General features: G+C 70.8%; 12 protein-coding genes. 9 read left to right on the top strand and 3 right to left on the bottom strand.

Features of this window, described 5'->3' with window-relative positions; translation table 11 throughout:
• Positions 1–36: 36 nt before the first annotated feature.
• Both IE278_RS04150 and IE278_RS04145 read right to left on the bottom strand, forming a co-directional pair.
• Positions 37–516, bottom strand: a complete 480-nt coding sequence (locus IE278_RS04150) for a carboxymuconolactone decarboxylase family protein (RefSeq protein WP_189768735.1) — start codon at positions 514–516, stop codon at positions 37–39.
• Between the two features lie 25 nt (positions 517–541).
• Positions 542–1,615, bottom strand: a complete 1,074-nt coding sequence (locus IE278_RS04145) for an NAD(P)H-dependent amine dehydrogenase family protein (RefSeq protein ID WP_189768734.1) — start codon at positions 1,613–1,615, stop codon at positions 542–544.
• Positions 1,616–1,953: 338 nt separating this feature from the next.
• Between IE278_RS04145 and IE278_RS04140 the strand changes: the two genes are divergently transcribed.
• The 4 genes from IE278_RS04140 to IE278_RS04125 all read left to right on the top strand — a co-directional run bounded on the left by IE278_RS04140 (position 1,954) and on the right by IE278_RS04125 (position 5,457).
• Positions 1,954–2,157, top strand: coding sequence for a cold-shock protein (locus IE278_RS04140; RefSeq protein WP_055510728.1), 204 nt, complete (start codon positions 1,954–1,956; stop codon positions 2,155–2,157).
• Between the two features lie 318 nt (positions 2,158–2,475).
• On the top strand, positions 2,476–4,008 hold the full coding sequence (locus IE278_RS04135; RefSeq protein ID WP_189768733.1) for a DEAD/DEAH box helicase: 1,533 nt from the start codon (positions 2,476–2,478) through the stop codon (positions 4,006–4,008).
• 125 nt (positions 4,009–4,133) lie between these two features.
• Positions 4,134–4,565 carry a hypothetical protein gene (locus IE278_RS04130; RefSeq protein WP_107014972.1) on the top strand — a complete coding sequence of 144 codons (432 nt, stop codon included), beginning with the start codon at positions 4,134–4,136 and terminating at the stop codon, positions 4,563–4,565.
• A 121-nt stretch (positions 4,566–4,686) separates the two neighbouring features.
• Complete coding sequence (locus IE278_RS04125; RefSeq protein ID WP_189768732.1) at positions 4,687–5,457, top strand: YqjF family protein; 771 nt, start codon at positions 4,687–4,689, stop codon at positions 5,455–5,457.
• Between the two features lie 91 nt (positions 5,458–5,548).
• On the opposite strand, the gene IE278_RS04120 is transcribed toward IE278_RS04125, so the two are convergent.
• The gene (locus IE278_RS04120) at positions 5,549–8,107 is read right to left on the bottom strand and encodes a SpoIIE family protein phosphatase (protein WP_189768731.1); all 2,559 of its coding nucleotides are present in this window, start codon (positions 8,105–8,107) and stop codon (positions 5,549–5,551) included.
• Between the two features lie 447 nt (positions 8,108–8,554).
• Here IE278_RS04120 and IE278_RS04115 point away from each other — a divergent pair, with 447 nt between their 5' ends.
• The 5 genes from IE278_RS04115 (at position 8,555) to IE278_RS04095 (ending at position 13,889) form a co-directional block, all read left to right on the top strand.
• A complete protein-coding gene (locus tag IE278_RS04115) occupies positions 8,555–8,872 on the top strand; it encodes a hypothetical protein (protein WP_189768730.1) in 318 nt (105 codons plus the stop codon).
• A 157-nt stretch (positions 8,873–9,029) separates the two neighbouring features.
• Positions 9,030–10,730 carry a tetratricopeptide repeat protein gene (locus IE278_RS04110; protein ID WP_189768729.1) on the top strand — a complete coding sequence of 567 codons (1,701 nt, stop codon included), beginning with the start codon at positions 9,030–9,032 and terminating at the stop codon, positions 10,728–10,730.
• A gap of 92 nt (positions 10,731–10,822) precedes the next feature.
• Positions 10,823–12,379, top strand: coding sequence for a hypothetical protein (locus IE278_RS04105; protein WP_246569818.1), 1,557 nt, complete (start codon positions 10,823–10,825; stop codon positions 12,377–12,379).
• 248 nt (positions 12,380–12,627) lie between these two features.
• Positions 12,628–13,290 carry a YceI family protein gene (locus tag IE278_RS04100; protein WP_189768728.1) on the top strand — a complete coding sequence of 221 codons (663 nt, stop codon included), beginning with the start codon at positions 12,628–12,630 and terminating at the stop codon, positions 13,288–13,290.
• A gap of 107 nt (positions 13,291–13,397) precedes the next feature.
• On the top strand, positions 13,398–13,889 hold the full coding sequence (locus IE278_RS04095) for an ATP-binding protein (protein ID WP_189768727.1): 492 nt from the start codon (positions 13,398–13,400) through the stop codon (positions 13,887–13,889).
• Positions 13,890–13,906 lie beyond the last annotated feature (17 nt).

Genomic DNA, 13,906 nt, shown 5'->3' with positions numbered 1-13,906 from the left:
CCACCACCGGACGGTCCCGGGGCACCCGGGTGCCCGTCAGTGCCCCGGCAGTACGCACATGGCGTCCAGCCCCAGTACGCGGTTGAGCCGTCCGAACGCCAGCCACGACCCGAGGCTCATGGTCAGCTCCACGATCTCCACCTGGCTGTAGTGCGCGGTCATCCGGTCCCAGAACTCCTCGTCGAGGCCGTGATGGTCCAGGGCGTACCGCTCCGCGTACTCGGCGGCCAGCCGGGTGCGCGCGTCGAAGACGTCGGTCGTACGCCACTTCGCCACCGCGTCGGCGAACTCCTCCTCGACCTTGAGCCCGTCCCGCTCGGTCCGCCAGTCGAGGCAGAAGAGGCAGCCGTTGATCTGCGCGATCCGCAGCCGCGCGGCCTCGAACTCACGGAGCCCGAGGGTCGTATGGGCGTAGACGGCCAGCGAGAAGTTCGCGGCGGCGGGCCCGATACCGGGGACCAGGTCGCCCCACACGTACTCGATCGGGTTCTTGCCCTCGGGTATGTCGACCTTCATCCGGGACTCCTTCGCGTGCGCGGTGTCACTTCCTGCCGAGCCTTCCGACCGCCGGCGCCAGCGGGACGTCGAGCGCGTCGTACAGTCCGGGTTCCGCGGCCACGAGCCATTCGATGGCGCCGACCAGCCGGCCGACCGCCGTGGCGTTCCCGCCCGCCGACCGGTTCTCGCCCTCGTCGGTCGCCTCGACGGTGATCTCGATCCGCGGGCGGCCCTCGATGATCACGCGATGGGCCCCGTCGCCGTTCGGCGGAACGGGCCAGTCGGGCGCGCAGGACGGATGGATCCGGGTGACGTGCTCGATCACGAGCCGGGGCTCACCCTCGACGATGCCCTGCACCTCGAAGCGCACCGCGCCCTGGGTGCCGGCCTCGAACTCGCCCATCGTCCGGGTGCGCACGGTGGCGTCGAGCGGACGGCGCTGCAGGGTCTCGCGGATCTCGTCGAGCTCGACGCCCAGCGCCCTGGCCATCAGCCGTATCTGGCCGCCCCACACCATGGTCGGGATCGACGGGGCGAGCATCAGCGGCTCGTACTCCATGGGCTGCCCCATCCCGACCAGGAACCGCACCGACTCCTCCTGCTCGTACGTGGAGTAGTCGAAGATCTCCTGGCAGCGGATGCCGTCGACGACCGTGCCGAGACCGCTCATCAGCAGGGGCAGTACGTCGTTTCCCCAGCCGGGGTCGACGCCGGAGACGAACAGCGAGCCGCCGCCGTGGGCGACGGCGGCCAGCACGGGGTCACGGAACTCGGGCGGGGCGTTGCGCTGGTCGTAGAGCGGATACAGCGAGGGGGTGACGACCACGGCACCGGCGCGGATCGCCCGGCCCAGGTCGGCCAGCGCCTCGTCGGGCCGGATGTCTCCGGAGGCCGCGTAGACGACGGCCCGGGGGGCCGCGGCCAGTACGGCGTCGATGTCGTCGGTCGCAGCGACCCCCAGGCCCCGGCCGAGACCGCCGAGGTCGCCCGCGTCGCGTCCGACCTTGTCGGGGCTGTGGACGAGCACGGCCGTGAGATCGAGCGCCGGGTGCGCGTCGACCGCACGGATCGCGGCGCGGCCGACATTGCCGGTACCCCAGACCACCGTGGGAATCATGCGCGGAGCGTAACCTGACGAGTCGTCAGTTTCCATAGTCCTGCACGGACCTCGCGCGGAGCGCTCCATGAAGGTTTCGCAAGGGCCGGTGATCCGTCCGGCGATCCGTAGGTAACGGTTTTCCGGGGGTGCGGCCGTGCCGTTGCCTGACGGGCCCTGCGTGATAGTCTTGATCCAGTTGCAGTTGTAGTTCCCGCACACTTCAAGTGCCGCAGGCGAATTCGTATTCGTCGGGCACTTTTGTATTTCCGGCGTTTCATTCCGGACGGGGTCAATTGCGGCGTCACAGGGGTCCACACAGTGCGGGCCCCCGGGTACTGCCCCGAAAGGGATATGACATGGCTACTGGAACCGTGAAGTGGTTCAACTCGGAAAAGGGCTTCGGCTTCATCGAGCAGGACGGCGGCGGCCCGGACGTCTTCGCCCACTACTCGAACATCGCCACCCAGGGCTTCCGTGAGCTCCAGGAGGGCCAGAAGGTGACCTTCGACGTCACGCAGGGCCAGAAGGGCCCGCAGGCGGAGAACATCACTCCTGCCTGATGCTGTAGCGCGCACGGCAGCTGGGGTCCCACTTCGCGGTGGGGCCCCAGCTTGTTGCTTTTTCAAAGGCCTCGGGACCGTCCCGCGGGCCCACCGACGGCCGGTCCGGTCCCCGTGTACTCCACGACCCCGATCCGGCTCTTCGATCCACCCCGGTTTCCACTCCGGGAATTCCCGCCGCCCGACACCGCTTCTCCGGTGTGCCGAGTCGGCCGGGCAGGCCTGTTTTTGTCTTTGTATCCGGCTCGTTCTTGCAATTCGTTCGGCTCGTACATGCCGAGAATTCCTCGATACGTGCCATATCGAGGAAGGTTCTTCATGAACCGCTCAGCTCGTACGAATGATCGTTTCTCAAACAACAACCGCAAGGACGGCTTCGGCGGCTCCGACCGCGGCGGCCGGTCCCGCTCGCAGAGCCAGGGACGCCCCGTCGGCCGCTCAGGCGGCGGCGGACGGCGGCCCGCGCCGCTCCAGGGCGAGTTCGCACCGCCGGCCACCCTCACCCCGGCCCTCCCCGCCGTAGCGACCTTCGGTGAACTGGGCCTGCCCGCCGAGCTGCTGGAGACGCTCACCGGCCTCGGCGTGGAGGAGCCCTTCCCGATCCAGGCCGCCACACTGCCCAACTCCCTCGCGGGCCGCGATGTCCTGGGCCGTGGCCGCACCGGCTCGGGCAAGACGCTCGCCTTCGGCCTGGCGCTCCTGGCCCGCACGGCCGGACGCCGTGCCGAGCCGAAGAAGCCGCTGGCGCTCGTCCTCGTCCCCACCCGCGAGCTGGCCCAGCAGGTCACCGACGCGCTCACGCCGTACGCCCGCTCCCTGAAGCTGCGGACGGCCACCGTGGTCGGCGGTATGTCGATCGGCCGGCAGGCCGGTGCGCTGCGGTCCGGCGCCGAGGTCGTCGTCGCGACCCCGGGCCGCCTCATGGACCTGGTCGAGCGCAAGGACTGCCGGCTGGACCGGGTCGGCATCACAGTCCTGGACGAGGCGGACCAGATGGCGGACATGGGCTTCATGCCGCAGGTCACCGCGCTCCTCGACCTGGTGAAGCCCGATGGCCAGCGGATGCTGTTCTCGGCCACCCTGGACCGCAACATCGACCTCCTGGTCCGCGGCTACCTCCACGACCCGGTGGTCCACTCCGTCGACCCGTCGGCCGGTGCCGTCACCACGATGGAGCACCACGTGCTGTACGTGCACGGCGCCGACAAGTACGCCACCGCCACGGAGATCGCCGCCCGCGACGGGCGCGTGCTGATGTTCCTCGACACCAAGCACGCCGTCGACCAGTTCACCAAGCACCTGCTCGGCAGCGGTGTGAAGGCCGCGGCCCTGCACGGCGGCAAGTCGCAGCCGCAGCGCAACCGCACCCTGGCCCAGTTCAAGAGCGGCGCGGTGACCGTGCTGGTGGCGACCAACGTCGCGGCCCGGGGGATCCACGTCGACGACCTCGACCTCGTCGTCAACGTCGACCCGCCCGGCGACCACAAGGACTACCTGCACCGCGGCGGCCGTACGGCCCGCGCGGGCGAGTCCGGCAGTGTCGTCACGCTCGTCATGCCCAACCAGCGCCGCGACATGACCCGGCTGATGTCCGACGCCCGCATCAGGCCGCAGGTCACCCAGGTCCGCTCCGGCGAGGCCGAGCTGAGCCGGATCACCGGCGCGCAGCGGCCCTCCGGTGTCCCCGTCGCCGGGAGCGGGCAGACCGCGGAGCGCCCCCCGCGCGGCGGCGCCCCCTTCCGGGGCATGGGCACCCGCCCGGGCCGGGCCGGCGGGGAGTCCCGCAGGACGGCCGAGGCGCGCCAGACGGCGGAGGCCCGCAAGGCCGCCAGGATCCGCCGAGGCGTATAGCTCGTACGTACGTGTTATCGCACGTCAGTGCGGGTGCGGGGTGCTTCGGGCGGCGGTGCGCGATGAGATCCACCATTCTGGACGCAGATGCGATCACATTGCCCACATCGGGGAAGTCGAGTCCCATGACTGAATCAGAGTTCCCGCCGGAAAGCCGCCCCGTGGACCTGTATCTGGATCTGCTGCGTGTCCGTATGAACCCGACCGACTACGCCATGCTGCTCCGCATGGTCGAACCCGTGCTCGAAGCGATGCAGGAGCAGCGTGCTGGACCGATCGAGCTGAGCCTCGACGGCGAGGAGGGTTCCAAGGTCTCGCAGGAGGTCCGCGACGAGGCCTCCCTCGTCGTCGCGGTCGCCGTCACCGGGCGCATGGACAACCAGATCGTCGAGATCGAGACCGAGCAGGGCGGCCCCGTCAGGGTCGTGACCGACTCGGGTACCGCCGCCGATCCCGCCCGGTGCCAGGAGATCGCCGACTTCATCGGTGAGCGCCAGCGTCAGGACGAGGAACTGCGCGGCATCGCCGAGGTGAGCGGCCTGCCCACGGACGTCTGACGCCGACTGCCCGGCATCGACAGCCCGCAACCGACCGTCCGGCGCCGCACGCCCGGCGCCCACCTGTGCCAGACACGTCACACGGCACGGGTTCTCGCCATGTCCGGGGTACGGCCCTGCGATGCTGGCGCCCGTGTCGATCATCTCGTCCGTGCCGGAACCCATCACGCCCGACGCCCCGGTCGTCCTCCGCCGTCCGCTGCTCACCCAGCGGTGGCTGGACCTGACCTTCGTGCACTGGGCCGTGGATCCGGCGGCCGTCGAAGGACTGCTGCCGGCCGGAACCGCCCCCGACACCCTGGACGGCGTCACCTACGTCGGTCTGGTCGCCTTCCGGATGCACCGGGTGGGCTGGCTGCGGCTGCCCGGCGTGCCCTACTTCGGCTCCTTCCCGGAGACCAATGTGCGGCTGTACTCGGTCGACGGGTACGGGCGGCGCGGCGTGGTCTTCCGGTCGATGGACGCGTCCCGGCTCGTACCGGTGCTCATGGGCCGCCTCGGGTTCCGCCTGCCGTACGTGTGGTCCCGGATGTCCGTGCGGACCGGCGAGGACACGGTCGGTTACACCAGCGCGCGGCGCCTGCCGGGCCCGCGGGGCGCGTACAGCCGTCTCGTCGTCAGGCCGGGGGAGCGCATAGCGCAGCCGACCCACCTCGAACACTTCCTGACCGCCCGGTGGGGCATGCACAACCCGTTCTTCGGCGACGCCGGATTCCTGCCGAACGACCATCCGCGCTGGCCGCTGCACCGCGCGACGCTGGTCGAGTGCGAGGAGAACCTCATCAGCTCGGCCGGTCTGCCCGCGCCGACGGGAGACCCGGTGAGCGTGCTGTACTCGCCGGGAGTCCCCGTACGCCTCGGCCGCGCCACGACAGGCCCTCCGCGCCGGTGAGAACGACCCCGCTCAGGCCCGTACGAGACCGGTACGAGGCCCGTATGGGACACGTGCGGGACCGGTCGGTCCCGGTGCAGTGGTCGGCTGCTCAGCGGTCGCGGTCGGGCTGTGGGCGGCGGGTGGCGAGGAGGAGGGCAATGTCGTCCGGGCGGTCGGCCACATGCCGGGCCTTGGCGGTGAGCCGGTCGGCGACCCCCGCGAGCGACCGGCCCCCGGGGCGACCGGCGGGGGAACCCGCCCGGGCCAGGGCGACGCGCAGCGCGGTGATGCCCTCGTCGATGTCGACGCCGGGCGTCTCCACCAGGCCGTCCGTGTACAGCGCGAGGATGGCGCCGGGGTCCAGCTGCAGCTCCGTCACCGGATAGTGGGCGTGCGGATCCACCCCTAGGACGACACCGCCGGGGATCTCCAGGACATGCGTGCGGCCGTCCGGGAGGCGGAGGATCGGCGGCGGATGGCCGGCCCGGGCCACCTTGGCGAGACCGGTGAGCGGGTCCAGCCGGATGTAGCAGCAACTGGCGAACAGACCGGGGTCGAGGTCGATCAGAAGATGGTTGGTGCCGCTCATGACCTCGTCCGGCGGCCGGTCGCCGAGCGCGAAGGCCCGTACGGCACTGCGCAGTTGACCCATCGTGGCGGCGGCCTGGACGCCGTGCCCCTGGACGTCGCCGATGACCAGCGCGAGCCCGTCGCCCGACTCGACGACGTCGTACCAGTCCCCTCCCACGTCCATCCCCTGCGTGCCCGGCAGATAGCGTCCGACGGTCTCCACCCGCGGATGGGCGGAGAGCCGCCGGGGGAGGAGCGCCTGCTGGAGTCCGCGGGCGAGGGCGGCCTCGGTGTCGTAGCGCTGGGCCTTCTCCATGGCGTGCGCGATCAGCCCGGCGAGGGCCGTGAGCACCGTGCGCTCCTCGGTGCTGAAGCCCCGGGGGCGGTCGAAGCCGAGGATGCAGGAGCCGACCGGACGCCCGGAGGCGATCAGGGGCAGAAAGGCGCGGGAGCCCTCGGTCGCGTCGAGGGGGACGCCCGGGTAGGCGGTCGCGAGCTGCTGCATCGACTCGAAGAAGAGCGGGCGGCCACTGGTGAGGGTCTCCACTCCCGGCAGCCGCGCGTCGAGGCCGACGCCTTCGAACGGCGCGAGGAATCCCTGGGGGAAGCCCGACTCCCAGGCCAGGTAGAGGTGCCGGTCCTGGAGCAGGTAGATGGCGAGCCGGCCGCCCCCGAAGGCCGGCAGCAGCTCCTGCATGACGACCGCGGACACCTGGCGCGCGGTGACCGCCTCGGTCAGCGCGATCGCGAGGACGATCGGCCGGTACAGCGGCGCCATGGGGGTGACCTTGGCAGCCGCCCCGTCGAGCGGGGGCACACCGTCCGCCGAGGGCCCCTCGGCCGGTGGTACGAGTTCGGGAGCCGGGTCGGCCACCCGGTTGGCGGGCACGATGGTGCAGGTCAGGATGTCGGGCCCGGGATACACGGAGACCGCCAGCCAGTCACCGCCCCCGTGGAACTCCGGGGGAGGGTCCTCGGTGAACCGCAGGGGGCGTACGACGTGGAAGTGCACCGGTTCCAGGGACAGCAGGGCCTCGCGCAGATGGTCCTCGTAGGCGGAGCGCTCCAGCCACGGCACCTCCTCGCCCAGGGGACGGCCCAGCAGCCGCGTCCGCGGGCGGCCCAGGAGCCGGGCGGCCTGCTCGTTCGCGTAGACGATGAGCCCCAGCCGGTCGAGGCAGAAGACGCCCTCGGGGAGCAGATCGGCCGCTCCGTCCGCCGCCGACGCGATGTCCGGGTCGAGGACGAGACCCCGGACCGTACACGGCCCGGGCGTCACGGCCATGTCCTGCGGGGTCCACAGTTCCAGCAGCCGCAGGCTGCCGTCGGGCGCGTGCACCGGCAGGGGCAGGGGTGGCGGTCTTCCCGCGGCGGTCTCCCGTAAGGCGGTCAGGATCTGATGGGAGTCGGCGGCGGCCACGGCGTCCGCGAGGGCCTGCGGGGTGTCCGTGGATCTGCCCGGTGCCACGCCGAGCAGGGCGTGCAGGCGGCCGTCCGCGGTCACGACGTCGGTCGCCGGATCCCAGGTGAACCGTCCGATGCGTCCGGCGGGCGGCTGCGTGGCCGGTGGCCGTACACAGAGCGGTTCACCGTCCCAGGCGATGTCCGGCTCGCCGTCCTGCTCCAGCTTCCACAGGGCTTGTCCCAGGTCCTCGGCCAGCTGTGCCATGCGGTCGCGGTCGGGCAGGACCTCGGTGGCGTCCGACGCCGAGGGCCGCAGAATGGTCAGTACGCCGTACGTCGTCGACCCGCCCACGACCGGCACGTACAGGGAGCCGAACTGGAACGGCAGGCCGGCCGCGAACTGGGGGTAGCGGCGCATCGTTTCTGTCGCGTCCGGGAGCACCACCTGGACACCCAGCCGGAAGGCGTCCGCGACGGGGAACCTGCGGTCCACGTGCAGCCGCCACCAGGGGCGGAACAGCGGTCCTGGCAGCCCGGAGAGCACGGCCAGCCGGAGCAGCCCCGGCGTGCCGGAGCGCAGGTACACCCCGCCCGCGAAGCCGCCGGCCGCGCTGATCGCCTCCGTGGTGATCCCGGTGAGCAGCGGGTCCAGGCGTCCGGGGGTCCGCGTCCCGTGCTCGGCTCTCCCAGTCATCGGCCCTACCTCGTCCGTGCGCCGCCCGGGTGGCTGACACAGCAAGAATGCGCCACGAGGCCCCCCGCCTGCACCCGGGAGAGGCACTGCGCGTATGAATCCGATGAGGCTACCGGGGTGGACGCGAACCGGGGGCGTCCGGTGGGGACTGCTGTTCCCCGGTTCACCCGCGCGAGGCGCCGGGACGCCCGAGGTGCGGGAAAAAGAGGCTGGTCGGGTGCCCTGTCCGCCCTCAAGCGGGACAACCCGCATTTCCCGCCGAAGGAGGGGAACGTGGAACGTGGATCACATACGAGCCGGGAGAGGCGGATCGAACAGCTCGCGGAGCAGATCACGGAGCGGATCCGGTCGAGGGAGCGGTCACATGGGTTCAGGACAACCCGCCGAACCTGTCCCGTACGGCCTGTTCCGCCCTCGACGACCCGGCGCAGCCTCGTAAGGAGTCCCATGACCACGTACGTCATCACCGTCCCCGGCACGTTCGTCAACGGCGTCGAGGACGCCGCGCGCTCCGACATCGAGCGCAGGCTCCGCCCCCGGGACCCGAAGAACACGGACCTGGGGGAGAGCGAGGAGCTGAGCCTGCTGACGGTCGAGGAGGGCGGTATGTTCTCCGCCAGGATCGAGGTCGAGGCGCCCGACCAGTCCAGCGCCGAGACCGAGGCGGTCCAGCTGGTCTCCCGGGCCCTGCGCGACAGCGGCTTCCCCGAGAAGGACGCTCCGCTGGGCCCGGCCTTCGTGACCGGCATCGACCGCGAGTTCTGAGGACGGACCGTCCGGCTCCGGTCCGTCCCCCGTACGACGAGGGGGGACGGACCGCCCGCGGCACTCGCCGGAAAGCGGGACGAATGCGCGCGCATCACCTCTAGGCTCGGAGCAACACACTTCGAGGGCCTCGGCCGTGTACGCGCGGGAGTTGCGGATGGACTACTACGACCTCGGTACGCACGGCCGTGCCGTGACCACGGCGTCCCCGCAGGCCCAACTGTGGTTCGACCGCGGGCTCGTCTGGTCGTACGCCTTCCACCACGAGGAAGCCGTCGCCTGCTTCGAGGCCGCCGCGGCGGCGGACCCCGACTGCGCCATGGCGTACTGGGGCATCGCCTACGCCCTCGGCCCGAACTACAACAAGCCCTGGGAGTTCTTCGACGGCGAGGACCTGGTCCGTACCGTCGACCGCACGCACGCCGCCGTGGAACTCGCCCAGGAGAAGGCGGCCGGCGCCACCCCGGTCGAGCGCGCCCTGATCGCCGCCCTGCGCGCCCGCTATCCGCAGCCGAAGGCCGTCGAGGACTGCTCGGTGTGGAACGAGCCCTACGCGATCAGCATGCGCGCCGTGTACGAACTCGCCCCGGACGACCTGGACGTGGCCACGCTCTACGCCGACGCGCTGATGAACCTCACCCCCTGGCAGCTGTGGGACCTGCGCACGGGCGAGCCCGCCAGCCGTTCGCGCGCGGCAACGGCCAAGGAGGTCCTGGAGCGGGCGATCGCCACCGACGCCGGGGTACGGCACCCGGGGCTCCTGCACATGTACATCCACCTGATGGAGATGTCCTCGGCCCCCGAGACCGCGCTGCCCGCGGCGGACCTGCTGCGCAATCTGGTGCCCGACGCCGGCCACCTCCAGCACATGCCCACCCACCTGGACGTGCTCTGCGGCGACTACCGGCGCGTGGTGGCCGACAACGGAGCGGCGATTGCCGCCGACGAGAAGTTCCTCGCACGGTCCGGGGCGATGAACTTCTACACGCTGTACCGGTCGCACAACTACCACTTCCGGATCTACGGCGCCATGTTCCTCGGACAGTCCAGGACAGCCCTGGAGACCGCCGCGCAACTGGAGGCATCCATCCCGGAGGACCTGCTGCGGGTGCAGAGCCCGCCCATGGCGGACTGGCTGGAGGGCTTCCTCGCCATGCGGGTCCACGTCCTGATCCGGTTCGGCCGCTGGGCCGACATCCTCGAACTGCCGCTGCCCGCCGACCCGCGGCTGTACTGCGTGACGACCGCGATGCTCCACTACGCCCGCGGGGTCGCGTACGCGGCCACCGGCCGGATCGCCCAAGCCGAGACCGAGCGCGCGCTGTTCGGGGAGGCGCGCACCCGGGTTCCGGAGACCCGGATGCTGTTCAACAACACCTGCGCCGACATCCTCGCGGTCGCGTCGGCGATGCTCGACGGCGAACTGGAGTACCGCAGGGGGAATCACGAGGCGGCCTTCGCCGCCCTGGAGCGGTCGATCGAACTGGACGACGGCCTTCCCTACGACGAGCCCTGGGGCTGGATGCAGCCCACCCGCCACGCGTACGGGGCCCTGCTGCTGGAACAGGGGCGCGTCGCCGAGGCGGAAGCGGTCTACCGGGCCGACCTGGGACTCGACGACACACTTCCGCGCGCGCTGCACCACCCCGGCAACGTCTGGGCCCTGCACGGATTCCACGAGTGCCTCGTCCGGCTGGGCAGGACGGGGGAGGCGCGGATCGTGGCCCAGCAACTGAAGACCGCCGCGGCCGTGGCCGACGTACCGATCGAGGCGTCGTGCTTCTGCCGCCTCGACGCCGGGACGCCCTCCGAGGCCGGGCTCCCCGTCACCGAGGCTCCCGGCGCGGGTTGTTGCTGACGGGCCGACGCTCCCCCTTGTCGCCGTTATATGGCTGACCGTACGCTGACAAGTCATAGAACTTCGGACGTGATCGACCGGGGGGAACCGTCATGTCCTGGCAGCACAACGACTTCAGCGACGGCTTTGTCATACCGCCGATGCCGACCGCTCCGCCGCCCGCACCCGCGGACGGCTGGAGAGCCGCGGGCGTGGCGCTCCTGAACCTCTGCGGACTGGGCGTCGGTTACGCGCTGGTGCGCCGCTGGTGGCTGATGGCGGCCTGCTGGGTCGCGACGGCGGTACTCCTTCTGGTGGCGCTGCCCGCGGATCCGGACGGTGTGCCCGGCGGAGCCCTCGTCGCGTACGTCGTCCTGCTCGCGCTCGCGGCCGTCCATGGCGCGGTCGTGGGTCTGCGGACCCGGCTGTCGTGGCCGCCGGCCGCCTGGATCGCCGTCGTCCTCGGGATCGTGCTCCTGGCCGTACCCGCCGGAGGCGTCGCCCTGTACGGCGGCGCACGCGACGAAGCCATCGAGCAGATGCTTCTGGACCGCCTGGAGCGCGCGGACAAGCTGGTCCGGGCGGCCGGGAAACAGCAGTTCCCGACGGCGGAACCGGACTACCGCCAGGCCCTGACCGTCTACAGCGGCCTTCGCGACGACCACCCCGGCTCGCGGGCGGCCGACCGGGTACCCGGCCGGCTCAAGACCTTCTACACCACGGTCGGTTCCGCCTACGAGGAGCAGAACTACTGTGGCGCCGTCGCGCCCCTGAAGTACCTGCGCACGATTCCGCGCACCATGGACGAGAAGGAACTCGGCTCGCTGGCGACCTGGCCCGACGACCGGCTGGCCACCTCGCTCTACGAGTGCGGCTCACGGTCGCTGTCCGGCGGCTCCGCGGACTGGGCGACGCACTACGGCGAACTCCTGACGACGTTCCCGAAGTCCGGGCAGAGCGCGAAGGTGGAGACCGCGGTCGGGACGGCCGTGGACAAGGCCGTGAAGGACGTGGGCGGCGACGACCCCTGCGCGGCCGTCGAGCGCCTCGACAGCCTCAACTCCCAGATCGTCGGACTGCCGGCTGAGCGCGCCGGACAGACCGAGGCCCTCGGCAGGACGGCCGACCGGGCGGAGAGGAACGCCGAGTCGGGCACGTACGCCTGCGGAGTGGACCAGTACAAGGAGAAGAGCTTCGCCGAAGCCGTCACCACCATGAACGACTTCGTCAAGAACGCCGGGCAGCACAAGAACGCGGCCCGCGCCAAGAAGATCGCCATTGCCGCCGAGGTCGCCCAGACCGTGCCCGCCGCGGGCAAGCGCCTGCCGACCACGGCATCGGGCGGGAGCATCTCCGTCACCGTCAAGAACGACAGCCCCGACGACATCACGGTGCTGTACACGGGCCCGGTGACGGGCAGCTTCACGCTCAAGGCGTGCGGGAAGTGCACCTCCTACTCCCTGGCCAGCACGGTGACCCTGGGCTTCGAGCCGTGCAGCGACAGCGGCAGGAACTACCCGCAGCGGACCATCCGGCTGCCCGTCGGCACCACCTACTTCGTGCACAAATCCAAGAGCGGAATCGGAAACTCGCCGGCCTCGGACACCGCCAAACTGTCGTCCGGCTACATCTACACCGAATGCGCGTATACGACGAAGTACGGCTACTGAGAAGTACGGCCACTGACCCGACATCAAAAGGGCGATATGCGCCGGGCGTCAGAATTGCGCTGATCCCGGGTCGGATGCGTGCAGGCCAGGCACTCAGTGCCTTCTGCGGGCCTGGTGACAGGTGTGTGGATTCTGTGACCCATTGGCAGGGCGGGGATGCCGGGCCGATCGGCGGGTAGGAATCCGGTAAACTTGTGGATCTTGGTTTGGCTTGCAGATATATCTATTGCGCAATAGCTAGGTGAGTCATGAATCTTTTTAATCGAGGTGCCTCTCCCCGCCGCTCGGCCACGCTTGTCGAACCACAACGGCCCGCCGGACCGCCCGATTTCCCCCAGGGCGGCCAGTCGGAACCGGACCTGAGAACCCTGACCGGGAACTGGGTCATCGACCCCGCGCACAGCCGGATCGGCTTCTCCGTCCGGCACGCCATGGTCACCACGGTGCGGGGCGCCTTCACGGACTACCAGAGCCGCCTCTTCTTCGACGGCCGCGACCCGTCCCGCTCGGGGGCCGAGATCATCCTGTCCACCGCCAGCGTCGACACGGGTGTGGACCAGCGCGACAGTCATCTGTCCGGCCGTGACTTCCTGGACTCCGGCACCTACCCGCACATGCGTTTCCTCAGCACCGCCGTGAAACTGGCGGGCCCCGACGTCTACCGGATGACCGGCGACCTCACCATCAAGGACAGGACGCGTCCCGTCGTCCTCGAACTCACCTACATCGGCTATGTCACCGACCCGTTCGGTTACGAGCGCGTCGGCTTCGACGGCACCACCACGATCAACCGCTCCGAGTGGGGCCTCACCTACAACACCAGGCTGGCCGAGGGCGGCGCCATGGTGAGCGACAAGGTCCGCCTCCAGCTCGACATCGCGGCCATCCGCACCACCCCGCAGCCCGGCTGACCACCGCCGGACACCCTTCGCACGACTCGTCGATGCCTGGGTGCGCGCCTGCCGGGTACCTGGTCCGTGGACATGCAGGTACGGACGGCTGGAACAGGAGTGATTCGGTGGGGGTCAAGGCAATGGGCTGGGCGCATTCGTTTCCGGTGTCGGGCGGTGTGCGCGCCGGGCGGGAGTGGACACGCGAGCATCTGGAGTCCCTGCCGTGGACCGCGGCCGAGCCGGACACGGTGGACGCCGTCGTACTGACCGTCTCCGAACTGCTCACCAACGCCCACGTCCACGCGCACAGCGACGCGCATCTGGTACTCACCTGGGACGGCGACTGCCTCCATGTGAGCGTCCACGACGAGGACCCGACGCTGCCGCGGCAGCGGGACCCGGCGGCCGGTGAGGTCTCCGGCCGCGGGGTGGGCATCGTACGGATGCTCGCCGACGAGTGGGAGATGCGCTGCCAGCGGCACGGCAAGACCGTGACGGCCTGCTTCCGCCCGGCCGGCGCGGACGCGCGGGACGAACACATGTGGGGCGACCGGTCGCGGGACGACAGTGCGCGGGGTGACTCCTCGCGGGACGGCCAGGTGCGGGGCGACCGCTGAGGTCCGCTCGGGGGCCG

The sequence above is a fragment of the Streptomyces tauricus genome, assembly GCF_014650955.1.
Lineage (GTDB): Bacteria > Actinomycetota > Actinomycetes > Streptomycetales > Streptomycetaceae > Streptomyces > Streptomyces tauricus.
The sequence above is the reverse complement of the archived record's forward strand: the minus strand, read 5'-3'. Positions and strand labels throughout refer to the sequence as shown.